This window comes from Micromonospora sp. WMMA1949 (assembly GCF_027460145.1).
Classification (GTDB): domain Bacteria; phylum Actinomycetota; class Actinomycetes; order Mycobacteriales; family Micromonosporaceae; genus Micromonospora.
In genome coordinates, this window is the sequence record NZ_JAPZBG010000001.1 from 5982694 (window position 1) to 6005289 (window position 22596).

The window sequence follows — 22596 nt, forward strand, 5'->3', positions numbered from 1 at the left end:
CGGCGAGGGGCGGCTGCGGAAACGCGGACGCCGCCCCCGTGCGGTGGGGACGGCGTCCGGGTGAGCGGGGTCGGTCAGGTCATGTCGTCGAAGCGGCGCTCGATCGGCCTCGGGGCGGCGACCGGTTCGGGCGCGCCGATCGGCTCGGACGCCTCGATCCGGCCACCGGTGGGCACCGGCTCGGTCGACAGGTCCAGCGGTGACACCTCGTCGTCGGCGATGCCGGCGTAGGCCTCACGCCCGCGACCGCGCCGCCTGTCGTTGAGGAACGCCACCCCCACCGCGGCGAAGTAGAGCAAGCAGAGACAGATCGCCAGCGCCGTCATGCCGAACGGGTCGGGCGTCGGCGTGACCACCGCGGCGAACGCGAAGAACACGAACACCGCCACCCGCCACCAGCTCAGCAGCCGCTTGGCGCTGGCCAGGCCGACAAAGTTGAGCATCAGCACGATCAGCGGGAACTCGAACGCCACCCCGAACAGCAGGATCAGGTTCGTGACGAACGAGATGTAGCGGGTCACCTCGAGGTTGGTCGAGATGTCGTCGCCGGAGACGTTGAGCAGGAACTCCAGTCCCTTGGTGGTGACGAAGAACGCCAGCACCGCGCCGGCCGCGAACAGCGGGGCCGCCAGGGCGGTGAAGACGTACGCGTAGCGCCGCTCGTGCCGGTGCAGGCCGGGCGCGATGAACGCCCAGAGCTGGTAGAGCCAGATCGGCGCGGCGATGATCAGACCGACCCAGAGACCGATCTTGAGGTTCAGCAGGAAGACGTCGGCGACGCCGAGCTGCACGAACAGGCACTTGCCGGTTTCCGGATCGATCGACTGCGGCAGGTCGCAGTAGGGCTTCGACAGCAACGTCCGGACCGGCGTGGCCAGCCAGATGCCGAAGCCGAAGCCGACCAGGATCGCCAGCGACGCCCGGAACAGCCGATTACGTAGCTCACGGATGTGCTCCATGAGCGTCATCGAGCCGTCGGCGGCCCGCGCGAAGTTGCTCGGGCCGCGCTTCTTCAACCCGAAGGCCACGGTGGTTGGGGCCCTCTCGGATCAGTTCTCGCGGACGCGCTGCACCGGGTCGGCCGGCGGGGCCATGGGCTGCTGCGGCTGCGGGGCGTACGGCTGCTGCGTGTACTGCTGCTGGCCCGGGGCGTACGGCTGCCCCTGCACCGGCTGCTGCGGCGAAAGCGGCTGGTAGCCGGCCTGCGCGTCGGCCTTCTCGGCGAGGTCGCGGTCGTCGTCGTGCAGGCTCTTGGTCTCCGCCTTGATGATCCGCAGCGAACGGCCCAGCGAGCGGGCCGCGTCGGGGAGCCGCTTCGCGCCGAACAGCAGGATCAGCACGACCACGAGTACGGCGATGTGCCACGGCTTGAGGGCACCCATGGGAAGCTCCAGTCGCTCTGTGTCGGTGAGGGGTGGTCGTCGCCCATCGTACGTGTGTCGCAGCGGCTTGCCACCCCCGCGGGCCTGCCGGTGCGGGCCCGATCGGTGAAGTTTCGACCAACCCGAAGTGTCCCGTCAACCGTCCAGGTCCGCGCATTTCTGCGCGCAACCGCCCGGTTACGCGCAAACGACGCTCACCCGGGCCGACGGTCGTCGATCAGTCGCTGCGCTTGGCCTTGATCAACGCGATCCGCTCCTGCGCGAGCATCGACCGCTCCTGGAGCGACTCGGCCCGCGCCTGCAACTGCTCGGCGGCCGACCGCAGCGACTCCGCCTCGGCCGCCCGGCGCTGCAGTGCCAGCGCGGAACGGCGCAGACCGGGCAGGCGGCTCACCACCGGACGAATCGCCAGGGCCAGTACGACCAGCGCGAACAGCACGACCCCGAGCACGATCCACTTCACCACGGCGGTCAGCCTATCGGGTGACGCCGGCGGCCGCCGGGTCGGCGCTGCCGGTCGGGGTGGCGTACGCGTCGAGCGCGGCCACGGCCTGGGCGCGTACCTGCTCGGCCAGCTCGGCCGGCGCCACCACCGTCACCTCCGGGCCCAGCCCGAGCACGAACCGCCGGGCCCATCCGATGTCGGTGACGCGCAGCGACACCAGCCACTGCTCGCCGTCGGCCTCGACCCGCTCGCACGGGTAGTACTCGGTGATCCACCGCTCGCCCCGCCCGATCCGCAGCGTGATCAGCGGCAGGTCAGCCGACGGACGGAACACGCCGTCGCGCAGATCGTGCGGGCGGGCCTGCGGCGGCACCACCGCCTGCTCCGGCAGCTCGGTCACCGCGTCGATGCGGTCGGCCCGGAAGAGCCGCACGCCCTCGGCGCGGCGGCACCACGCCTCCACGTAGGCCCGGCCGCCGACCATCAGCATCCGCAGCGGGTCGATGGTGCGTTCGGTGGTCTCGTCCCGGGCCGCCGTGTAGTAGGTGATCCGCAGCGCCCGGCCGCGCTCGACGGCGGCGCGCAGCTCGCGTACCCGTGCGTTGTCTCCGGGCAGGCGGACCTCGACCGGCGCTCCGGCCAGGTCACCGGCGGCGTTCTCGATCTTGGCCAGCGCCCGCTCGACCGCTTCCCGGTTGGCCACGCCGGGCGTCTCGGCGATCATCCGCAGCGCCACCACCAGGGCCAGGGCCTCGTCCGGGGTGAGCCGCAGCGGCCGGTCGATGCCGGCGTCGTAGGTGATGGTCACCCGGTCGCCGTCGAACGCCATGTCGATCAGGTCGCCGGGGCCGTAGCCGGGCAGCCCGCACACCCAGAGCAGTTCCAGGTCCTCCCGGAGCTGCTTCTCGGTCACCCCGAGGTCGTGCGCCGCCTCGGCGATCTCGATGCCGGGGCGGGCCAGCAGGTAGGGCACCAGGTTGAGCAGCCGGGCCAGCCGGTCGGCGGAGGCACGGCCCGCGCGGGCCGCCGGGCGGGTCACCGGGCACCCCCGGTCACGGCCAGCTCGTCGTGGCGGGCGGCGACCTCCTTGAGCCGCTGGATGACCGCCTCCCGCACCTCCGGTGGTTCCAGCACGCGGACGTCCGGGCCGTAACCGACGATCTGGCCGGCCAGGTAGTCGGCGTCGGCGTACGGCAGCACCAGCCGGTCGCCGTCCGGACCGGCCTGGCACTCGACCGCCCAGCGGCGCAGCCCGGCGGCGCGCCCCGGAGCGGCCAGCACCGTCGCGCGGCCGGTGCGTTCCACCGGACCGGACCAGCGGGCCACGTGGCTGATCAGGTCGACCCCGGCCGGCGGCTCGTAGGCGCCCGGCTCGCCGGTGGCCCGGACGGCGCCGACCACCCGGGACAACCGGAAGCAGCGGGTCGCGTCGCGGTCCAGGTCGTGGCCGACGACGTACCACCGGCCGCGCCAGCAGACCACGCCCCACGGCTGGACCCGGCGGCGGGTGGGCGCGTCGCGGTCCGGCACGCGGTAGTCGAACCTGACCTCGCGCCGGTCCCGCGCGGCGGCGGTGAGCGGCGCGAACGCCGGGTCGACGGTGACCATCGGTTCCAGGCCCAGCGTGGCCTGCGGATCGACGTCGATGCCGGCGGCGCGCAGCTTCGCCAGCCCCGACGACGCGGCGGCGGCCAGCCCGGCGTGCTGCCACAGCCGGGCGGCGATGCCCACCGCTGCTGCTTCGTCCGGTTCGAGCGGGATGTCGGGCAACGCGTAGGCGCGTGGCGCGATCCGGTAGCCCGGCTCGGCGTCGAAGACGCTCGCCGTGCCGGTCTCCAGCGGCACCCCCAGCTCACGCAGCTCGGCCTTGTCGCGCTCGAACTTGCGCTGGAACGCCTCGTGGTCCTTGGCGTCGTCCGGGTCGTGCTCGTAGCCGGGCACGGTCGCGGCGATCTGCGCGGCGGTCAGGAACCGTCGCGTCGACAGCAGACAGATCACCAGGTTGACCAGGCGTTCGGTACGGGTCCGGGACACGTGCAAACGCTAGCAGCCCGCGCGTGGCGCGCGGGCACCCGCGCGGCGCGGCGCGGGGTGTCTTCCCGACCGGCGGGGGGCATCGACCGGTCATAGGGTGATCGCATGGCGGAACCGGAGGTCAAGACCGAGAGCGTCGGCACCGTCGTGGTGGCCGGCGCGGCGAACCTCGCCATCGCCGTCGCCAAGCTGGTCGCGGGCCTGCTCTCCGGCTCCGCGGCGATGCTGTCCGAGGCCGCGCACTCGCTCGCCGACACCACCACCGAGGTGCTGCTCTACCTGGCGCTGCGCCGGGGCGCACGGCCCGCCGACACCCGGCACCCCTTCGGGTACGGCAAGGAGAGCTACGTCTGGGCGTTCCTCGCCGCGCTGTTCACCTTCGTCGCCGGGGCGGGCTTCGCCGTCACCCACGGCGTCACCACCATCCTGGTGCACGAGCACAGCGGCGAGTACCTCGTCGCGTACGTGGTGCTGGCGGTCTCCTTCGCGATCGAGTCGGTGTCGCTGGCCCGGGCGGTCCGGCAGGTGCGCGGCGAGTCGCGCCGCTGGGGCACCACCCCGCGCCGCTACCTGCGCCTGACCGCCGACACCACCGTCAAGGCGGTCTTCCTGGAGGACAGCGCCGCGCTGATCGGCCTGCTGATCGCCGCCGGCGGGCTCACCCTGTCGCACCTGACCGGCGACGAGCTGTACGACGGGATCGCCTCGATCCTCATCGGCGTGCTGCTGCTGGTCGTCGCCGTCGTCCTGGCCCGCAGCAACATCTCGCTGCTGGTCGGCCGTTCCGTCTCCGACCGGCTGCACCGGCGCATCGAACGGGAGCTGGCGGACGTCCCGACCGTGGACCGGGTCGACACGCTGATGACCATGTTCCTCGGCCCCGACGACATCCTCGTCGCCGCCAAGGTCGACTTCCGGGACGACGCCACCGGCGCCGACATCGAGGCCGCCGCCGACGAGGCCGAACGCCGGCTCACCGGCCACTTCCCGGAGATCGGGTACGTCTTCCTCGACCCCACCCGGTCCCGTTCGGCCGGCCGGACCGCCCGCACCACCCAGGACGAGGCGGGCCGCCCGCTCGACGACCGGAACCCCTGACCCCGCCCGGGCGCCGTCGCGGCGGCGGCCGATACCGTGCACCGCATGGTGCGATGGCGGTCCGGCACGGTCACGGCGGTACGGCGACGGTGGGCCGGCGCTGCCGAACTCGACGTCGAGCTGCCCGACGGCGCCCGGATGCGCGCCCTGGCCTACCCGGCCCTGGTCGGTGAGCCGGAACCCGGCGACCGGGTGCTCCTCAACGCCGGTGCGCTGCTGATGGGCCTCGGCACCGGCGGCTACGCGCTGGTCGTGGCGCTGCCCGACCGGCTGCCCCCGGACCCGCCGCAGGCCGGCGACAGCCGCGACGCCGGGCACCTGGTGAAGGCCCGCTACACGCCGCTGCAGCCGATCCTGCTCGGCGTGGACGAGGAGGCGTCGCCGCACCACGACCGGCTCGCCGCCGCCGACTCGGTCGACGGCATGCCCGTGGTCACCGCCGATCTGCACTCCGCGCTGCCGGCGATCCTGGCCGGGGTACGCGCCGACGCGCCCGACGCCCGGGTCGCGTACGTGCTCACCGACGGCGGGGCGCTGCCGGCCTGGTTCTCCCGCACCCTGGCCGGCCTGGCCGGGCACCTCGCCGGCACGGTGAGCGTGGGCCAGGCGTTCGGCGGCGACCTGGAGGCGAGCACGCTGCACAGCGGCCTGCTCGCCGCGCGGCACGTGCTCGGCGCCGACCTGGCCATCGTCGCCCAGGGCCCCGGCAACCTCGGCACCGGCACCCGCTGGGGCTTCTCCGGCGTCGCCGTCGGCGAGGCGGTGAACGCGATCGCCACGCTGGGCGGGCGCCCGGTCGGCTCGCTGCGCATCTCCAACGCCGACGCCCGGCCCCGGCACCGTGGCGTCTCCCACCACAGCCTCACCGCGTACGGCCGGGTCGCGCTGGCCCCCGCGGAGCTGGTCGTGCCGGACGGTCTCGACCCCGGCCTGGCCGCGGAGGTCGCCGCGGCGCTGACGCCGCTGGCCGACCGCCACCGGATCGTCACCGTGCCCGCCGAGGGCCTCGACGCGGCGCTGCGGGCGAGCCCGGTCGGCCTGTCCACGATGGGCCGGGGCCTGGACGCCGACCACGCCTACTTCCTGGCCGCGGCCGCCGCCGGCCGGTACGCCGCCGGCCTGCTGACCTGACCGGCGCGCCCCGCCGCCAGGCGCGTGGCCGGCGTCGCGGGACCGGGCCGGCGCGGCGGTCAGCCGAGGAAGATGATCAGCCCGAGCCAGGCACCCACGATGAGCGCCAGCGCCGCCGCGAGCACCCAGGTCGGCACCGTGTAGTCGCCACGCCTGTTGCGCTCGATCTCGGCGCGGATCTTCTCCCGCCGACGGTCGATCCAGTTGAGCTTCTCGGTGCCGTCGCGGTCCGAGGACGTCTCGCGGCCGGGCCCACCGGCGGATTCGGAAGTGTTCATCGCGACGCCAGCGTACCCGTGGGCGGGCGGCCGGTGCCGCGCACCGGCCGCCCACACGATCACATGCTGGCGATCAGCCGTTCCACCCGCTCGTCGTAGGCCCGGAACGGGTCCTTGCACAGCACCGTGCGCTGCGCCTGGTCGTTCAGCTTCAGGTGCACCCAGTCCACGGTGAAGTCGCGCCGCTTCTCCTGGGCGTGCCGGATGAACTCACCGCGCAGCCGCGCCCGCGTCGTCTGCGGCGGCGTCTCCTTCGCCTCGAAGATCTCCGGGTCGGTGGCCACCCGGTCCACCTCGCGACGACGCTCCAGCAGCCCGTACAGGCCGCGGCCGCGCCGCAGGTCGTGGTAGGCCAGGTCCATCTGCGCCACCCGCGGGTGCGACAACGGCAGGTCGTGCTTGCGCTGGTAGCGCTCGATCAGCTTCAGCTTGGTGACCCAGTCGATCTCCCGGGCCACCGGGTCCAGATCGCCGGTCTCGACCGCGCGCAGCACCCGGCCCCACAGCTCGACCACCCGCTTCGCGGTCTGGTCGCCGCCCCGGCGCTCCACGAACTCCGTCGCCTTGGCCAGGTATTCCTGCTGGATCTCCAGCGCCGAGACCTCCTTGCCGGAGGCCAGCCGCACCTTGCGCCGGCCGGTGATGTCGTGCGACACCTCGCGGATGGCCCGGATCGGGTTCTCCAGCGTCAGGTCGCGCATCACCACGCCGGCCTCGATCATCCGCAGCACGATGTCGGCCGTGCCGACCTTCAGCAGCGTGGTGACCTCGTTCATGTTCGAGTCGCCGACGATCACGTGCAGCCGGCGGTAGCGCTCCGCGTCCGCGTGCGGCTCGTCCCGGGTGTTGATGATCGGCCGGCTGCGGGTGGTCGCCGAGGAGACGCCCTCCCAGATGTGCTCGGCCCGCTGGGACAGGCAGTAGACGGCGCCGCGCGGCGTCTGCAGCACCTTGCCCGCGCCGCAGATCAGCTGCCGGGTGACCAGGAACGGGATGAGCACGTCGGCCAGCCGGCCGAACTCGCCGTGCCGGGACACCAGGTAGTTCTCGTGGCAGCCGTACGAGTTGCCGGCCGAGTCGGTGTTGTTCTTGAACAGGTAGATCTCGCCCGCGATGCCCTCGTCGTGCAGCCGCTTCTCCGCATCGACGAGCAGCCCCTCCAGGATCCGCTCACCGGCCCGGTCGTGGGCCACCAGGTCGGTCACCGAGTCGCACTCCGGAGTCGCGTACTCCGGGTGCGAACCGACATCGAGATAGAGGCGGGCGCCGTTGCGGAGGAACACGTTGCTCGACCGGCCCCACGACACCACCCGCCGGAACAGGTACCGCGCGACCTCGTCGGGGGACAGTCGGCGTTGCCCGCGATAGGTGCAGGTGACGCCGTACTCGGTTTCGAGGCCGAAGATTCGCCGCTCCATGATGAGACATTAGCCGCCCGGAGCCTCCGATGGGCAGCGCCGGCGCTCGCCGCTTGCGATCTCCCTCGCGCGGGCCGGGGAGGCGGCGGGCTCCGTACGCGAAAGACCCCGCCACCTCGGCGAGGTGGCGGGGTCCGCGAGCGCGGATCTCACTCGGCGGGCTTGTCCTCCGCGTTGCCCTCCAGATCGGCCGAACCCGCCGACGTGGTCGGCTTCTTCGCCTCCTCCGTCGGCACGGCCGGCGTCTTCGCCCGGCCCGGCGCCGGGGCGGTGTCGGCCTCGGCGTCGCCGTCCAGCAGCGCGGTGAGCGCAGCGCCCGTCACCCGCCGGAACGTACGCCCCACCCGGCGCCGGTCCAGGACCGCCACCTCCAGCTGGTTCGCGGCGATCGTCCGGGCCGCCCCGCCCTCACCGCCGACGCTGCTCAGCGCCTTCATCGCGGCGCGGACCGCCTCGGACAGCGACATCTCCGGCCGGTGCTCGTTCTTCAGCACCCCGCTGATCGCCTCGGCCTGACCACCCATCGCCATCCGGCCCGGCTCGTCGTTCACCGAGCCGTCGTAGGTCACCCGGTAGAGGGAGTCGTCCTCGGCGGTGGCGCCCACCTCGGCCACGCAGATCTCCACCTCGAACGGCTTCGACTGCTCGGTGAAGATCGCGCCCAGCGTCTGCGCGTACGCGTTCGCAAGCGCCAGGCCGGTCACGTCCCGGCGGTCGTAGCTGAGCCCGTTGAGGTCGGCCATCCGCACGCCCGCGCGGCGCAGGTTCTCGAACTCGTTGTACCGGCCCACGGCGGCGAAGCCGATCCGGTCGTAGATCTCGCTGACCTTGTGCAGCGTGCTGGACAGGTTCTCGGCGACGAAGAGCACCCCGCCCGCGTAGCTCAGGACCACCGCGCTGCGGCCCCGGGCGATGCCCTTGCGGGCCAACTCGGAGCGGTCGCGCATGATCTGCTCGGGCGAGGCGTAGAACTGCATGGCCACGGCGGCGGTTCTCCTTCTGCGGGACTGCTGACTCGGTGGACGGTGCGGAGCGGCCTCAGCCGCCGGGGTTCTCCATCCGGCCGGACACCACGCTCTCCGCGATCGCCGCCGTCTCGGCGTCGGTGAGCCGGTGGGTGCCCTCGGCGGTAGCGGTCATCACGACCGGGTAGATCCGCCGGGTCAGGTCGGGGCCGCCGGTGGCGGTGTCGTCGTCCGCCGCGTCGTAGAGCGCCTCGACCGCCAGCCGCGTCGCGTCCTCGACCGACAGGCCGGCCCGGAACCGCTTCTTCAGCGCGGACTTGGCGAACAGCGAACCGGAGCCGATGGCGTCGTAACCGGTCTCCTCGTACGGGCCACCGGTCACGTCGAAGCTGAAGATCCGCCCGGCCCGCGCCGGGTCGCTCGCGGCCAGGTCGAAGCCGGCGAACAGCGGGATCACCGCGAGGCCCTGCATGGCCGCGCCCAGGTTGCCGCGGATCATCGACGCCAGCCGGTTGGCCTTGCCGTCGAGCGAGAGCATCGCGCCCTCGATCTTCTCGTAGTGCTCCAGCTCCACCTGGAACAGTCGCATCAGCTCGATGCCGATGCCGGCGGTGCCCGCGATGCCGACGAGCGAGTACGCGTCGGCCGGGTGCACCTTCTCGATGTCGCGCTGGGCGATCAGGTTGCCCATCGTGGCGCGCCGGTCGCCGGCCATGACCACGCCGCCGGCGGCCGAGATGGCCACGATGGTGGTCGCGTGCGGCGCCATGTCGGCGGCCATGCCGGGCGGCAGCGGCCGACGGCCGGGCAGCATCTCGGGGGCCACCTTGCTCAGGAACGCTGTGAAGGAGGACGTCCCCGCGTTGGTGAACACATCTGGAAGACGCCCGGATGGATCAAAACCCGCTGCCACGTGGTTCCTCTCAGGTACGTGATCGCCCCGGCCGGCCCCAAGGGAGCATCCCGGGACCGGCCAAGACCACCGTTGCAGTTGAAGCAGATTATCCCCCGCACCCGTCCGGTGCGATCATCGTGGTGCCGGCGGTTGACGGCCCGCCCGTCGCCCTGGCGGGCGAAACGGACATATGCCTCACTGGCCGCCCTTTTGTACATATCCCCGAACGAACTCCTCGGCGTTCTCCTCCAGGACGGAGTCGATCTCGTCGAGCAGGTCGTCCACGTCCTCGGTGATCTCGGCGTGCCGCTCGGCCACCTCGGGGTTGGCCTCAGCGGTGACCTCGTCGACCTCCTCGCGGGACTTGCCGGACTGGGTCTGCCCACCCTCTTGCGTCGCCATGGTGGTGCCTCCTCCACGATCGCCTGCGATCAACTTACCTCGCGGGAGCGACGAAAGGCCCGTCGCGTGCCCGTTTCCGGCACCCGGCGGGCCTTCCGGCATCGGGGTCACCCGCTGGTGAGCGTCTCCAGCAGATCCTTGGCGCTCTCGCAGCGGTCGAACAGCTCGCCGACGTGCGCGCGGGTGCCCCGCTCGGGCTCCATCATCGGCACCCGGACCAGCGACTCCCGGCCCACGTCGAAGATGACCGAGTCCCAGCTCGCGGCGACCACCTCGGAGGCGTACCGGTCCAGGCAGCGGCCGCGGAAGTAGGCCCGGGTGTCCTCCGGCGGCTCGGTCATCGCGGTGCGCGTCTGCTCGTCGGTGAGCAGCGTCTTCATCGAGCCGCGCTGCACCAGGCGGTGGTAGAGGCCCTTCTCCGGCCGCACGTCGGAGTACTGGAGGTCGACCAGTTGCAGCTTGTGCGAGCCCCAGCCGAGCTTCTCCCGCTCCCGGTAGCCCTCCAGCAGCCGCAGCTTGGCCACCCAGTCCAGCTCGTCGGCGCACTCGAACGCGTCCCGGCCGAGCCGGTCCAGCACGCTCTCCCAGCGGCGCAGCACGTCGGCGGTCTGCGCGTCGACGTCCTTGCCGTAGCGGTCGTCCACGAAGGAGCTGACCCGCTCCAGGTACGCCCACTGCACGTCCAGCGCGGTGAGCTTGCGGCCGTCGCGCATCCGCATCAGGTGCTTGAGCGACGGGTCGTGGCTGACCGCGCGCAGCTCGGCCACCGGGTCGGCGATGCCCAGGTCGGCGCCGAGGGCCTTCTCCTCGATCATGGCGAGGATCAGCGAGGTGGTGCCGACCTTGAGGAACGTGGAGATCTCGGAGAGGTTGGCGTCGCCGATGATGACGTGCAGCCGGCGGTACTTGTCGGCGTCGGCGTGCGGCTCGTCGCGGGTGTTGATGATGGGCCGCTTGAGCGTCGTCTCCAGCCCCACCTCGACCTCGAAGAAGTCGGCCCGCTGGGAGATCTGGAAGCCGCTCTGGCCGCCGTCCTGGCCGATGCCGACCCGTCCCGCGCCGCAGACGATCTGCCGGGTGACGAAGAACGGCGTCAGGTACGCCACGATGTCGGCGAAGGGCGTCTGCCGGCGCATCAGGTAGTTCTCGTGCGCGCCGTAGCTGGCGCCCTTGTTGTCGGTGTTGTTCTTGTACAGGTGGATCGGGTGGGTGCCCGGGATGGTCGCGGCGCGGCGGGCCGCCTCGGCCATCACCCGCTCCCCCGCCTTGTCCCACCGCACCACGTCGAGGGGGTTGGTGACCTCGGGTGTGGAGTACTCCGGGTGGGCGTGGTCGACGTAGAGCCGGGCGCCGTTGGTGAGTATGACGTTGGCGAGCCCGAGGTCCTCGTCGGCGAGCGCCTCCGCCGGGTCGTACGCGGCACCGGAGTAGGTGAACCCGCGGGCGTCGCGCAGTGGCGACTCCTCCTCGTAGTCCCAGCGGGCCCGGCCGCCCCGGTTGAGTTCCGGCCGCGCCCCGTAGGCGTTTACCACCTGGGAGGAGGTGACCATCGGGTTGGCTCCGGCCTGGCCGGGCACGGAGATGCCGTACTCGACCTCGGTGCCCATGATCCTTCTGACGCTCATCGACCTGCCCGCTCCGCTCGCCGTCCCGGTCCCCGTCATGTCGAGCGTAGTCGGCGTGACGCGCGCAGGGGGCGTGGCGGCAGCGCCGGGTCCGGTGTGGCGGCGTGCCTGAGGACGCGCGGAGGCCCGCGGCGCGTACGCCACGGGCCTCCGTCGAGCGGTCGGACTACAGGTATTGACCGGTGTTGCTGGCGGTCTCGATGGACCGGCCGGCCTCGGTGCCCTTGCCACCGGAGACGAGCGTGCGGATGTAGACGATCCGCTCGCCCTTCTTGCCGGAGATGCGGGCCCAGTCGTCGGGGTTGGTGGTGTTCGGGAGGTCCTCGTTCTCGCGGAACTCGTCGACGCAGGCGTCGAGCAGGTGCTGCAGGCGCAGACCCTTGCGCCCGGAGGTGAGGAACTCCTTGATGGCCATCTTCTTGCCCCGGTCGACGATGTTCTGGATCATCGCGCCGGAGTTGAAGTCCTTGAAGTAGAGGACTTCCTTGTCGCCGTTGGCGTAGGTGACCTCGAGGAAGCGGTTCTCCTCGGTCTCGGAGTACATCCGCAGGACCACCGCGTCGATCATCGCCGCGACGGTGGCCTGGGCGTCGCCGCCGTGTTCGGCCAGGTCGTCGGCGTGCAGGGGCAGGCCGGCGAGGATGTACTTGGAGAAGATGTCCTTCGCCGCCTCGGCGTCCGGCCGCTCGATCTTGATCTTCACGTCGAGCCGGCCGGGGCGCAGGATCGCCGGGTCGATCATGTCTTCCCGGTTGGAGGCGCCGATGACGATGACGTTCTCCAGGCCCTCCACGCCGTCGATCTCGCTGAGCAGCTGCGGGACGATGGTGTTCTCCACGTCGGAGGAGACGCCGGAGCCGCGGGTGCGGAAAACGGAGTCCATCTCGTCGAAGAACACGATCACCGGCGTGCCCTCACCGGCCTTCTCCCGCGCCCGCTGGAAGATCAGCCGGATGTGCCGCTCGGTCTCGCCGACGTACTTGTTGAGCAGCTCGGGGCCCTTGATGTTGAGGAAGAAGCTGGTGTGCCGGTCCTTCCCCTCCCGCTCGGCGATCTTCTTGGCCAGCGAGTTGGCCACCGCCTTGGCGATGAGCGTCTTGCCGCAGCCGGGTGGGCCGTAGAGCAGGATGCCCTTCGGCGGCCGGAGCTGGTGCTCGCGGAACAGGTCGGAGTGCAGGAAGGGCAGTTCCACCGCGTCGCGGATCTGCTCGATCTGCGAGTGGAGGCCACCGATGTCCTCGTAGTTGACGTCGGGCACCTCCTCGAGGACCAGTTCCTCGACCTCGCTCTTGGGGATCCGCTCGTACGCATACGCCGAGCGGGGCTCGATCATGAGCGAGTCACCGGCCCGGATCGCGCTGCCGATCAGGGTCTCGGCGAGGTGCACGATCCGCTCCTCGTCGGAGTGCGAGACCACGAGTGCCCGGTCACCCGGAGCGCCCTCGGGGCCCGCCAGGATCTCCTTGAGCATCACCACCTCGCCGACCCGCTCGTAACCGAACGCGTCGACGATGTTGAGCGCGTCGTTGAGCAGGACCTCCTGGCCACGGCGCAGCTCGTCGACCTCGAGCGACGGCGAGACGGCCACCCGGAGCTTGCGCCCGCCGGTGAACACGTCCACCGTGCCGTCGTCGTGCTTGGCCAGGAACACGCCGTAGCCACTCGGCGGCTGGGCGAGACGGTCGATCTCCTCCTTGAGCGTCACGATCTGCGCGCGAGCCTCCTTGAGGGTGCTCACGAGCCGTTCGTTGTTCTCGGTCAGCCGTGCCAACTGCGCCTGGGTGGCCGCCAGCCGCTCTTCGAGCTGCCGGACGTGTCGGGGGCTTTCGGTCAACTTGCGCCGCACCAGAGCGAGTTCCTCTTGCAGGAACGCGACCTGCGTGGAGAGATCGTGGGCTTCCTTTTCCCACCGTGCGGCGCGCGAGTCCGCGTCGTCGCTGCGTGCCACGTCCCACCTCCCCGGGGGGCTTGAACGTTCTGACCTAACACTAGCCGCTATGAGCCCGATTCGGTCCACAGCAACGCGCTCGTCACCGAAGCTTGATCGCGAAGGGCTGGTCGCGGGGTGGGTACGGGCGTTCGGGTACCGTCGGAGCGTGGGACGGGAGAACATGGGGGGTGCTTCGTGACCGACGTCGCGACCGACCAGTTGCAGGTCTGGGTGGATCAGGACCTCTGCACCGGTGACGGGCTCTGCGTGCAGTACGCGCCGGAGGTCTTCGAGTTCGACGTCGACGGCCTGGCGTACGTCAAGGGGCCGGACGGCGAGCTGCGGCAGGCCGCCGGTGCCCGGGTGGACGTGCCGGAACACCTGCGCCTCGAGGTGATCGACTCGGCGAAGGAGTGCCCGGGCGAGTGCATCCACGTCGTGCGCGGCAGCGACGGCGTCGAGGTGGCCGGCCCGGAGGCCGACGACTGAGGCGGAGACGGACACGACGGGCCGGGGACACACGTCCCCGGCCCGTCGTGCTTTCCGTGTCCAGGACCGGTCAGAGCAGGGGCCGGCCGACGACCGAGGCGACCAGCCGGGCGAACTCCTCCAGCCGGGCGATCTGCCCGGCACCGCCGTCGTCGAGGGTCTTGCCGAAGCGCAGCGCGTCGTGCCGGGGCGCGCCGATCGCCTCGTCGCTGGGCGGCGCCTCGTCCAGCGAGCTGAGCAGCAGGTACACGTCGATGCTGTCAACCCGTACGGTGCCGTTGTCGGCGCGCATGAGCCGCCGCCGGCAGCCGACCTCGGTGACGGTGGACAGCGGGACCACCCGCAGCGAGGAGGTCATCGCGCCGGGCGGCCCCTCCCCCGGCGGCACGTCCTCACCATGCCAGAGCACCAGCCGGCTGCCGTCGCAGACGACTACCTCCTGCCACACGCCGTTGACCTCGTTGACGAAGCGTTCCAGCGTGAAGCCGAGCACCGAGGCGCCGCGCAGCACGCCGTCGAGCGCCTCCAGCGCGATGTCCGGGTCACGCAGGTAAGCCCGGGCGGCCGACTCCAGGTCGGTGTAGGGCGACCAGTCCGGGAAGACTGCGGGCAGGTCGCCGTTGCCGTAACCGGGGTTGCTCACGCCGCCTCCCGCCGACCCGCGCCGCGGCGCCGCCATCGGTTTCGGTCACCGGCACGGGCGCGCCGCCCGACGCGCGCCCCGATCCGCTCGCTCATGCCACCGTCTCCACCCGCTCAGGTGTCGTCCCCACCGGCACACATGATCCGCCCGTGCGCGCGCGCCCGCGCGGCGGGGGTCAGGACTCCTCCGGCTCCGTCGCCGCGCGGGCCGCGGCGGCGGCGCGCAGGGCGTCACGGCGCTGCGCGTACGCCTCGGCGCCCTTGCTGGGCTTGCGCCGGCGCGGCGGCGCGGTGACCCCGGGGGCGAGCTTGCGCGCGGAGACCAGGAACGCGGTGTGGGCGATCATCCGGTGGTCCGGGCGGACGGCGAGCCCCTCGGCGTGCCAGTCGCGCACCAGCGACTCCCAGGCGCGCGGCTCGGTCCAGCCGCCGCGCTCGCGCAACGCCTCGACCAGCTCGGACAGCTGCGGGGTGGTGGCCACGTAGCCGACCAGCACGCCGCCGGGCACGAGCGCCCGCTCGACCATGTCGAGCATCTCCCACGGGGTGAGCATATCCAGGATGATCCGGTCGAACCCGGTCTCGGCGCAGTCGGCGACGTCGCCGACGTGCAGGTTCCAGGCCGGGTGCGGGCCGTTGAAGAACGCCTCGACGTTGCGGCGGGCGATCTGGGCGAAGTCGTCGCGTACCTCGAACGAGTGCAGCTCGCCCTCGGTGCCGACGGCCCGCAGCAGCGAGCAGGACAGCGCGCCGGATCCGGCGCCGGCCTCCAGCACCTTGGCGCCGGGGAAGATGTCGCCCATGGCGACGATCTGCGCCGAGTCCTTCGGGTAGATCACCTGGGCGCCGCGCGGCATGGACAGCACGTAGTCCGACAGCAGTGGCCGCAGCGCCAGGAACGCGGTGCCGCCGCCGGAGGTGGTGACCACGCTGCCGTCGGGCAGGCCGATCAGGGTGTCGTGCTTGAGGATCCCGCGGTGGGTGTGGAACTCCTTGCCGGGCTCCAGCGTCACGGTGTGCATCCGGCCCTTCGGGTCGGTGAGCTGGACCCGGTCGCCGGGCCGGAACGGCCCGCGGTGGACCGGGGGCAGCGCCGGGACGGTGGAGATCTCTGCGGTCACGTGTTCGTCTTCCGTTCGGGTTCCAGGAGCTGGGCGAGATCCGCGATGTGCAGCACGCCAACCACATCTTCGCCTGCCGTCACGACGTACTGCGCGCCCGGGTGGGTGCGCACCGTCTCCAGCACCCGCTCGCCGTCCGCCCCGGCCGGCAGGGCCGGCACGGCGGACAGGTCGCGGGCCACCTCGTCCACCGCGACCCACGGCCTTCGTTCCGGGGGTACGGCGGCGACGCGGGCCGGGTCGACCAGGGCGACGGTACGGCCGGCCGAGTCGACCACGCCGAGCGCCGCCCCGGTGGCGCCCGCCTCGTCGCGGCGGCACTGGGCCTCGGCCAGCGGTGTGCCGGTGGGCACGGCGAGCACCGGGCGGGCCAGCCGGGCCAGGTCGACCAGGTGCAGCCGCCGGCCGATGCGGGCCATCCGGATCGACTGACCGGCGCCGCGCCACAGCGTCAGCGCGACGAGCAGCAGCAGCGGCAGGGCCAGCGGGGCCAGTGCCCGGCGCATGGTGAGCACCACGACCAGCACCAGCGTGCCCAGCGCGACGGCCCGGCCCACCCAGCCGGCCACCTCGGTGCCGCGGTGCCGGTCGCGGGTGAGCGCCCACACCGCGGCGCGCAGCGCCCGCCCGCCGTCCAGCGGCAGCCCGGGCAGGCTGTTGAAGATCGCCACCACCACGTTGCTGACCGCGAGCTGAAAGGCGAGCTGGTGGCCGAGCGTGCCGGCGGGCAGGGCGAGGGTGGCGGCGACCGCGCCGGCGCCGAGCACCGCGGACACGGCCGGGCCGGCCAGGGAGATCAGCAGCTCGACCCGGGGGCTGGGGGCGTCGCGGTCCATCTCGGTGTACCCGCCGAGCAGCTCCAGCGTGATCCCCCGCACACCGATGCCGTACCGGCGGGCGGTCAGCGCGTGCCCCAGCTCGTGCAGCAGCACGGAGCCGAGCAGCGAGATCACGAACCCGAGGCCGACCAGGTAGCCGCCGAGCGGGCCGAGGTCGAGCTGGCGGCGGGCCAGCGCCGCGTACAGCACGGTGACCACGACGGTGAGCAGCAGCATCGAGGCGTCGACGCGCAGCGGTACCCCGAGGACCCGGCCGAGGCTGAGCCCCGGCCGGCGGGGTCCTCGGCTCCGCTGCTGCACCGGCTCGATGCTACGTGAGCGCGTGGACCGGGCCGCCTCGGCCGCGAACCGGGGATCCGATCATGCTCCGGTGCGGCGGCGCCGGCCCTGTCACACGCGTGCCCTAACCTTCCGGGCATGACGGCGGAACCGATGATCGACAGTCCCGGTGACCAGACGGCGGCAGCGGCGCCGGTCACGGTGCGGGCCTCGTTGTCACCGTCGCGGGCGGCCGACTTCAAGACCTGCCCGCTGCTCTACCGGTTCCGCAGCATCGACCGGCTGCCCGAGCGGCCCACAGTCGAGCAGGCCCGGGGCACGCTCGTGCACGCCGTGCTGGAGCGGCTGTTCGACCTGCCGGCCGCCGCGCGCACCCCGGAGTCGGCCGGTGATCTGGTCGCCCCGCAGTGGGACCGCCTGGTCACCGAGGAGCCGGAGCTGGCCACGCTGTTCGCCGACGGCGACGCCGTCGGGCCGCAGGAGTTCCTCCGGTCGGCCACGGCGCTGCTCGACGGCTACTTCGCGGTGGAGGATCCGCGCCGGCTGGAGCCGGCCGAGCGCGAGGCGCTGATCTCCGCGGTGGTGGACGACGAGTTGCTCATCCGGGGCTACCTCGACCGGCTCGACGTCGCGCCGGACGGCGCGCTGCGGGTGGTCGACTACAAGACCGGCGGGGCGCCGCGGGAGGCGTTCGAGGCGCGGGCGCTGTTCCAGCTCAAGTTCTACGCCCTGGTGCTGTGGCGCACCCGTGGCGTGGTGCCGCGGGTGCTGCGCCTGCTCTACCTCAAGGACGCCGAGGTGTGCGACTACGCGCCGGACGCCGAGGAGCTGGTGCGCTTCGAGCGCACCGTGGTGGCGCTGTGGCGGGCGATCGAGCAGGCCACCGCCCGGCAGGACTTCCGTCCCCGGCCGAGCCGCCTGTGCGACTGGTGCAACCACCAGGCGTTGTGCCCGAGCTACGGCGGAACGCCGCCGCCGTTCCCGACGCCCGCCGCCGCGCCCGACCCGCTGGTGGACGCCCGCTCCCGCCCGGCACCACCGGGCGCCGACGAGTAACCCCACCCCCACCCCCTCCTCCCCCACCGCAGTGCGGCACCGACGCGGTGATCATGAAGTTGACCGCCTCGGGAAGCGCTTTCCCACCGGCCAACCTCATGATCATCGAGCGATGGGGCGGCCGGGGCGGGGCGCGGCTCGGGCGGGTGCGGCCATCCTGCGGGAACGGGGTGGCCTGGCCGGGGTGCGGGCGGTCGCCGCCCTCTACCGTGGGTGCGGCCGATCCCGCGCCGGGTCTGCGCGGGTGTCCGGCCGGAGGGCCGCCCGGACGACGAGGGGGACGCATGACCGAGGGCGCCGTGTCCCGGCCGGTGCGGGTCCTGCTCGCCGACGACCAGCCGCTGCTGCGTACCGGATTCCGGATGGTGCTCGGCGCGGAGGACGACCTCGACGTGGTGGGCGAGGCCGGCGACGGCGCGGAGGCGGTGGAGCTGTCCCGGCGGCTGCTGCCCGACGTGGTGCTGATGGACATCCGGATGCCCCGTCTGGACGGCGTGGCCGCCACCCGGGCGATCGTGTCCGCCCGGCTGCCGGTACGCGTGCTCGTGCTCACCACGTTCGCGCAGGACGAACACGTCGTCGGATCGCTGCGTGCCGGGGCGAGCGGCTTCCTGACCAAGGACGTGCCGGCCGAGGACCTCGTCGCGGCGATCCGCACGGTGGCCGCCGGCGGCGCGGTGATGTCCCCGCGCGTCCTGCGCCGGCTGCTGGACCGCTTCGCCCCGATGCTGCCGGACCCGTCCGCCGCGCCGGCGCGGGCGCTGGAGCCGTTGACCGAGCGGGAACGCGAGGTGCTTACCCACATGGCGCGCGGACTGTCCAACGCGGAGATCGCCCGGGTGCTGTCGGTCAGCGAGACCACCGTGAAAACCCATGTCGGGCATGTGCTGACGAAGCTACGGTTACGCGACCGGGTGCAGGCCGTCGTGCTCGCGTACGAGACGGGTCTGGTCCGTCCCGGCGGGTGAGGTGGCGCGGGTCACCTACCGTGACCAGCGGCGGGGCTGATGTGTTGACCATCACGCCAGGTAAGGGCCTGACGTCGGCGCCGCCGACCGGTCAGGGGTCACCCTGAGCCCGGATGGGGGGCGACCCTCAGCGGAAGATCGGCGCGGATTCCACCCCAGGTCGGAGGGATTTCGGCCTCGCGACCTCGAGGATGGATTCCGCCGCACCGGCCAGCGGGGGCGGTGCGGCAGCAGAACGACCATACGGAAGAGGTAGATGACGTGACCGCGACGGTAGGCCGAGAGCAGGCCGCGGCCCGGGCGAACGATGTGTGGAAGGTGTACGGCAGCGGCGAGGCGCAGGTCGTCGCCCTGCGGGGGGTGAGCGCCGAGTTCGAGCGCGGCCGGTTCACCGCGATCATGGGGCCGTCGGGCTCCGGGAAGTCCACCCTGATGCACTGCCTCGCGGGTCTGGACACGGTGACCAAGGGCACCGTGATGATCGGCGACACCACCGTGACGGGTCTCAACGACGCGGGTCTGACGAAGCTGCGCCGCGACAAGGTGGGCTTCATCTTCCAGCAGTTCAACCTGCTGCCGACGCTCACCGCGCAGGAGAACATCCTGCTGCCCCTGTCGATCGCCGGGCGCAAGCCCGACCCGGCCTGGTACGACGTCGTGATCGACACGGTCGGCCTGCGGGAGCGGCTCGGGCACCGCCCGGCGCAGCTCTCCGGCGGCCAGCAGCAGCGCGTGGCGTGCGCCCGGGCGCTCGTGGCCCGTCCCGAGGTGATCTTCGCGGACGAGCCGACGGGCAACCTGGACTCCCGCTCCGGCGCCGAGGTGCTCAAGTTCCTGCGCAACTCGGTGCGCGAGCACGGCCAGACCATCGTCATGGTCACGCACGACCCGACCGCCGCCGCGTACGCCGACCGGGTGGTCTTCCTCGCCGACGGGCAGATCGTCTCGGAGCTGATCGAGCCGACCGCCGAGACGGTGCTGGACACGATGAAGAAGCTGGACGCCCCGGTCGAGGTGGGCAACTGATGCTGCGGGCAACGCTCAAGAGCCTGCTGGCGCGCAAGCTGCGCCTGCTTCTGTCCGGGCTGGCGGTGGTGCTCGGCGTCATGTTCGTCTCCGGCGCGTTCGTGCTCACCGACACGCTCGGGCGGTCCTTCGACGCGGTCTTCGCCGACGCGTACGCCGAGGTCGACGTGAGCGTCGAGGCGAAGCCGAAGATCGACGTCTCCACGGCCGAGGGGATGCCGCTGAGCACCCCGCTGCCGGCATCCGTGCTCGACCAGGTCAAGGCAGCGCCCGGCGTCGCCGACGCCAAGGGTGTGGTCGCCGCCGACGGCGCCCGCATGATCGGCAGCAACGGCAAGGTGGTCACCTCGTTCGGTCCGCCGCAGCTGGGCCAGAACTGGCTCGGTGAGAGCGACCTGGTGGAGATACGCGAGGGCCGCGCGCCGCAGGCCGACGACGAGATCGTGATCAACACCTCGCTCGCCGAGGCGGGCAAGGTCAAGGTCGGCGACCGGGTCGGTGTGCTGACGCTCGCCCCGAAGAAGGAGTTCACGCTCGTCGGCGTGTTCGGCTACAGCGGCGGCCGGGACTCGATCGGTGGCGCCAACGAGATCTACTTCACCACCCCGGTGGCGCAGCAGCTGATGCTGGGCAAGCCGGACATGTTCAGCAACATCAGCGTCCAGGCCGCCGACGGCACCACGCCGGCCGCGCTGCGCGACGAGCTGGCCCGCACGCTGGGCACCGGCTACCAGGTCAAGACCGGCGAGCAGCTCGCCGACGACGCCTCGGCCGGCCTCAAGGAAGGGCTGTCGTTCTTCAACAAGATCCTCCTCGGGTTCGCCGCGGTGGCGCTGCTGGTCGGCACGTTCCTGATCCTCAACACGTTCTCGATCATCGTGGCGCAGCGCACCCGTGAGCTGGCCCTGATGCGGGCCATCGGGGCCAGCGGCAGGCAGGTCATCGGCTCGGTGGTGCTGGAGGCGCTCGCGGTCGGCCTGATCGCCTCGGTGCTGGGGCTCGCCGCCGGCATCGGCGTGGGCGCGCTGCTGGCGTACCTGTTCGGTCAGCTCGCCGGGGGTCTGACCCTGGCCGGGCTGGGCGTGCCGGCCTCGGCGGTGATCGGCGCGTTCGCGGTCGGCATGCTGATCACGGTGATCGCCGCGCTCCTGCCGGCGCTGCGCGCCTCGCGCATCCCGCCGATCGCCGCGATGCAGGACGTCGCCACGCCGGACCGGCCGCTGACCAAGGTCACCATCGGCGGTGCGGTGGTCACCGGCATCGGCGCGGTGCTGCTGTTCCTCGGTCTCGGCGGGCACGCCGGCGACAGCACCCTGGCGACCATCCTCGGTGGCGTGCTGTTCGCGTTCATCGGGGTGGCGCTGCTGACCCCGGTGATCAGCCGGCCGGTGGTCTCGCTGCTCGGCACGCTGTTCTCCTGGTCGGTGCCGGGCAAGCTGGGCCGGCTCAACTCGGGCCGCAACCCGCGGCGCACCGCGATCACCGCGGCCGCGCTGATGGTGGGCATCGCCCTGGTCACCGGCGTGACGGTGATCCTGGACTCGGCCAAGGGCAGCATCGGCAAGCTGGCCGAGGACAACATCAAGGCGGAGCTGGTGATCTCCGGGTCCACGACCGGGCCGCGTCCGGCGAGCTTCGACCCGGCGGTGCTGGAGAAGGCCGCCGCGATTCCCGGCGTGCGGATGGTCTCCGGCGAGTACGGCGACATGGGCGTGGTCGGCGGCGAGCGGACCTGGGTGGCCGCGTCGAGCAACGTGGCCGCGCTCCAGCAGATCTTCGGGGCGAAGGCCGCCGCCGGTGACATCAGCACCCTCGCGCCGGACCAGATGCTGGTCAGCTCCGACACCGCGAAGGCACGCAACCTCTCCGTCGGCTCGACGGTGCCGGTGCAGCTGTCCCGCGGTGAGGCCCGCACCTACACGGTCAGCGGCATCTACGAGAGTTCGCAGCTGACCAACCCGGTGACGCTGCCGCCGCAGGCTGCGGCGGACTTCGCCATCCCGCAGCCCATCCAGGGCTTCCTGCAGCTCGCCCCCGGCACGTCGGTGGACGCGGTGCAGCCGCAGGTCGAGCGACTGCTGGCGGACAGCCCCGAGGTGTCGGTGGCGGACCGGGCCGCGTTCATCGAGCAGCAGACCGGGCAGCTGGACTCCCTGCTCCAGATGATCCAGATCCTGCTGGCGCTGGCCATCGTGATCGCGGTGCTGGGCATCATCAACACGCTCGCGCTGTCGGTGCTGGAACGGACCCGGGAGCTGGGCCTGCTGCGAGCCATCGGCCTGCGCCGCGCCCAGACCATGCGCATGATCACGGTCGAGGCGGTGGTGATCTCCATCTTCGGCGCGCTGCTGGGCGTGGTGGTCGGCACCGGTCTCGGCGCGGCGGTGGTCGAGGCGCTCAAGGACGAGGGCATCACCGACCTGGTCCTGCCGTGGGGTCAGATGGTGACGTTCCTGATCCTGGCCGCGATCATCGGCGTGGTCGCGGCGGTCCTGCCGGCGATCCGCGCCGCGCGGATCAACGTCCTGGGCGCCATCGCCCACGACTGACGTGAAAGGAAGGGCCCCTTCTTA

Annotated in this window: 23 protein-coding genes; 7 read left to right on the forward strand and 16 right to left on the reverse strand. The window is 72.3% G+C overall.

The window, feature by feature from the left end:
• Nucleotides 1-74: 74 nt before the first annotated feature.
• From tatC to O7607_RS27980, 5 genes are all read right to left on the reverse strand, one after another.
• The gene (gene tatC, locus O7607_RS27960; RefSeq protein ID WP_269706433.1) at nucleotides 75-1028 is read right to left on the reverse strand and encodes a twin-arginine translocase subunit TatC; all 954 of its coding nucleotides are present in this window, start codon (nucleotides 1026-1028) and stop codon (nucleotides 75-77) included.
• Between the two features lie 21 nt (nucleotides 1029-1049).
• A complete protein-coding gene (tatA, locus tag O7607_RS27965; protein ID WP_269706435.1) occupies nucleotides 1050-1382 on the reverse strand; it encodes a Sec-independent protein translocase subunit TatA in 333 nt (110 codons plus the stop codon).
• Nucleotides 1383-1599: 217 nt separating this feature from the next.
• Nucleotides 1600-1848, reverse strand: a complete 249-nt coding sequence (locus O7607_RS27970; protein ID WP_269706436.1) for a hypothetical protein — start codon at nucleotides 1846-1848, stop codon at nucleotides 1600-1602.
• A gap of 10 nt (nucleotides 1849-1858) precedes the next feature.
• Nucleotides 1859-2866 carry a helix-turn-helix transcriptional regulator gene (locus tag O7607_RS27975; RefSeq protein ID WP_269706437.1) on the reverse strand — a complete coding sequence of 336 codons (1008 nt, stop codon included), beginning with the start codon at nucleotides 2864-2866 and terminating at the stop codon, nucleotides 1859-1861.
• A complete protein-coding gene (locus O7607_RS27980; protein ID WP_269706439.1) occupies nucleotides 2863-3861 on the reverse strand; it encodes a helix-turn-helix transcriptional regulator in 999 nt (332 codons plus the stop codon). Before O7607_RS27980 ends, O7607_RS27975 begins: the two co-directional genes overlap by 4 nt.
• 105 nt (nucleotides 3862-3966) lie before the next feature.
• On the opposite strand from O7607_RS27980, the gene O7607_RS27985 reads away from it, so the two are divergent.
• Complete coding sequence (locus O7607_RS27985) at nucleotides 3967-4959, forward strand: cation diffusion facilitator family transporter (RefSeq protein WP_269706441.1); 993 nt, start codon at nucleotides 3967-3969, stop codon at nucleotides 4957-4959.
• Nucleotides 4960-5004: 45 nt separating this feature from the next.
• Nucleotides 5005-6090 (forward strand): DUF3866 family protein, encoded by a 1086-nt coding sequence (locus O7607_RS27990; RefSeq protein ID WP_269706442.1) that lies wholly within the window; start codon nucleotides 5005-5007, stop codon nucleotides 6088-6090.
• 59 nt (nucleotides 6091-6149) lie between these two features.
• Here O7607_RS27990 and O7607_RS27995 read toward each other — a convergent pair whose 3' ends face one another.
• From O7607_RS27995 to arc, 8 genes are all read right to left on the reverse strand, one after another.
• Nucleotides 6150-6368: a hypothetical protein gene (locus tag O7607_RS27995; protein WP_269706443.1), complete on the reverse strand. Its 219-nt coding sequence runs from the start codon at nucleotides 6366-6368 to the stop codon at nucleotides 6150-6152.
• A gap of 59 nt (nucleotides 6369-6427) precedes the next feature.
• Nucleotides 6428-7786 carry a Pup--protein ligase gene (gene pafA, locus O7607_RS28000; protein ID WP_269706444.1) on the reverse strand — a complete coding sequence of 453 codons (1359 nt, stop codon included), beginning with the start codon at nucleotides 7784-7786 and terminating at the stop codon, nucleotides 6428-6430.
• A gap of 149 nt (nucleotides 7787-7935) precedes the next feature.
• Nucleotides 7936-8769, reverse strand: coding sequence for a proteasome subunit alpha (gene prcA / locus O7607_RS28005; protein WP_269706445.1), 834 nt, complete (start codon nucleotides 8767-8769; stop codon nucleotides 7936-7938).
• Between the two features lie 55 nt (nucleotides 8770-8824).
• Nucleotides 8825-9664: a proteasome subunit beta gene (gene prcB, locus O7607_RS28010; RefSeq protein WP_181726645.1), complete on the reverse strand. Its 840-nt coding sequence runs from the start codon at nucleotides 9662-9664 to the stop codon at nucleotides 8825-8827.
• Nucleotides 9583-9864: an endonuclease domain-containing protein gene (locus O7607_RS28015; protein ID WP_269706446.1), complete on the reverse strand. Its 282-nt coding sequence runs from the start codon at nucleotides 9862-9864 to the stop codon at nucleotides 9583-9585. Before O7607_RS28015 ends, prcB begins: the two co-directional genes overlap by 82 nt.
• Nucleotides 9842-10048, reverse strand: coding sequence for a ubiquitin-like protein Pup (locus O7607_RS28020; protein ID WP_030504127.1), 207 nt, complete (start codon nucleotides 10046-10048; stop codon nucleotides 9842-9844). Before O7607_RS28020 ends, O7607_RS28015 begins: the two co-directional genes overlap by 23 nt.
• A 107-nt stretch (nucleotides 10049-10155) precedes the next feature.
• Nucleotides 10156-11673 (reverse strand): depupylase/deamidase Dop, encoded by a 1518-nt coding sequence (gene dop / locus O7607_RS28025; RefSeq protein WP_348650995.1) that lies wholly within the window; start codon nucleotides 11671-11673, stop codon nucleotides 10156-10158.
• Nucleotides 11674-11839: 166 nt separating this feature from the next.
• Nucleotides 11840-13621: a proteasome ATPase gene (gene arc / locus O7607_RS28030; protein WP_269706447.1), complete on the reverse strand. Its 1782-nt coding sequence runs from the start codon at nucleotides 13619-13621 to the stop codon at nucleotides 11840-11842.
• Between the two features lie 177 nt (nucleotides 13622-13798).
• Between arc and O7607_RS28035 the strand changes: the two genes are divergently transcribed.
• Nucleotides 13799-14092, forward strand: coding sequence for a ferredoxin (locus tag O7607_RS28035; protein ID WP_269706448.1), 294 nt, complete (start codon nucleotides 13799-13801; stop codon nucleotides 14090-14092).
• A gap of 70 nt (nucleotides 14093-14162) precedes the next feature.
• Here O7607_RS28035 and O7607_RS28040 read toward each other — a convergent pair whose 3' ends face one another.
• From O7607_RS28040 to O7607_RS28050, 3 genes are all read right to left on the reverse strand, one after another.
• Nucleotides 14163-14735, reverse strand: coding sequence for a hypothetical protein (locus O7607_RS28040; RefSeq protein WP_013476950.1), 573 nt, complete (start codon nucleotides 14733-14735; stop codon nucleotides 14163-14165).
• Between the two features lie 175 nt (nucleotides 14736-14910).
• The gene (locus tag O7607_RS28045) at nucleotides 14911-15855 is read right to left on the reverse strand and encodes a tRNA (adenine-N1)-methyltransferase (RefSeq protein ID WP_269706449.1); all 945 of its coding nucleotides are present in this window, start codon (nucleotides 15853-15855) and stop codon (nucleotides 14911-14913) included.
• Complete coding sequence (locus O7607_RS28050) at nucleotides 15852-16910, reverse strand: M50 family metallopeptidase (protein WP_269707096.1); 1059 nt, start codon at nucleotides 16908-16910, stop codon at nucleotides 15852-15854. Before O7607_RS28050 ends, O7607_RS28045 begins: the two co-directional genes overlap by 4 nt.
• 201 nt (nucleotides 16911-17111) lie before the next feature.
• Between O7607_RS28050 and O7607_RS28055 the strand changes: the two genes are divergently transcribed.
• The 4 genes from O7607_RS28055 (at nucleotide 17112) to O7607_RS28070 (ending at nucleotide 22572) form a co-directional block, all read left to right on the forward strand.
• On the forward strand, nucleotides 17112-18029 hold the full coding sequence (locus O7607_RS28055; protein WP_433495954.1) for a RecB family exonuclease: 918 nt from the start codon (nucleotides 17112-17114) through the stop codon (nucleotides 18027-18029).
• Between the two features lie 284 nt (nucleotides 18030-18313).
• Nucleotides 18314-18997 carry a response regulator gene (locus tag O7607_RS28060; RefSeq protein WP_269706450.1) on the forward strand — a complete coding sequence of 228 codons (684 nt, stop codon included), beginning with the start codon at nucleotides 18314-18316 and terminating at the stop codon, nucleotides 18995-18997.
• Between the two features lie 261 nt (nucleotides 18998-19258).
• A complete protein-coding gene (locus O7607_RS28065) occupies nucleotides 19259-20023 on the forward strand; it encodes an ABC transporter ATP-binding protein (protein WP_269706451.1) in 765 nt (254 codons plus the stop codon).
• Nucleotides 20023-22572 (forward strand): ABC transporter permease, encoded by a 2550-nt coding sequence (locus tag O7607_RS28070; RefSeq protein WP_269706452.1) that lies wholly within the window; start codon nucleotides 20023-20025, stop codon nucleotides 22570-22572. Before O7607_RS28065 ends, O7607_RS28070 begins: the two co-directional genes overlap by 1 nt.
• Nucleotides 22573-22596 lie beyond the last annotated feature (24 nt).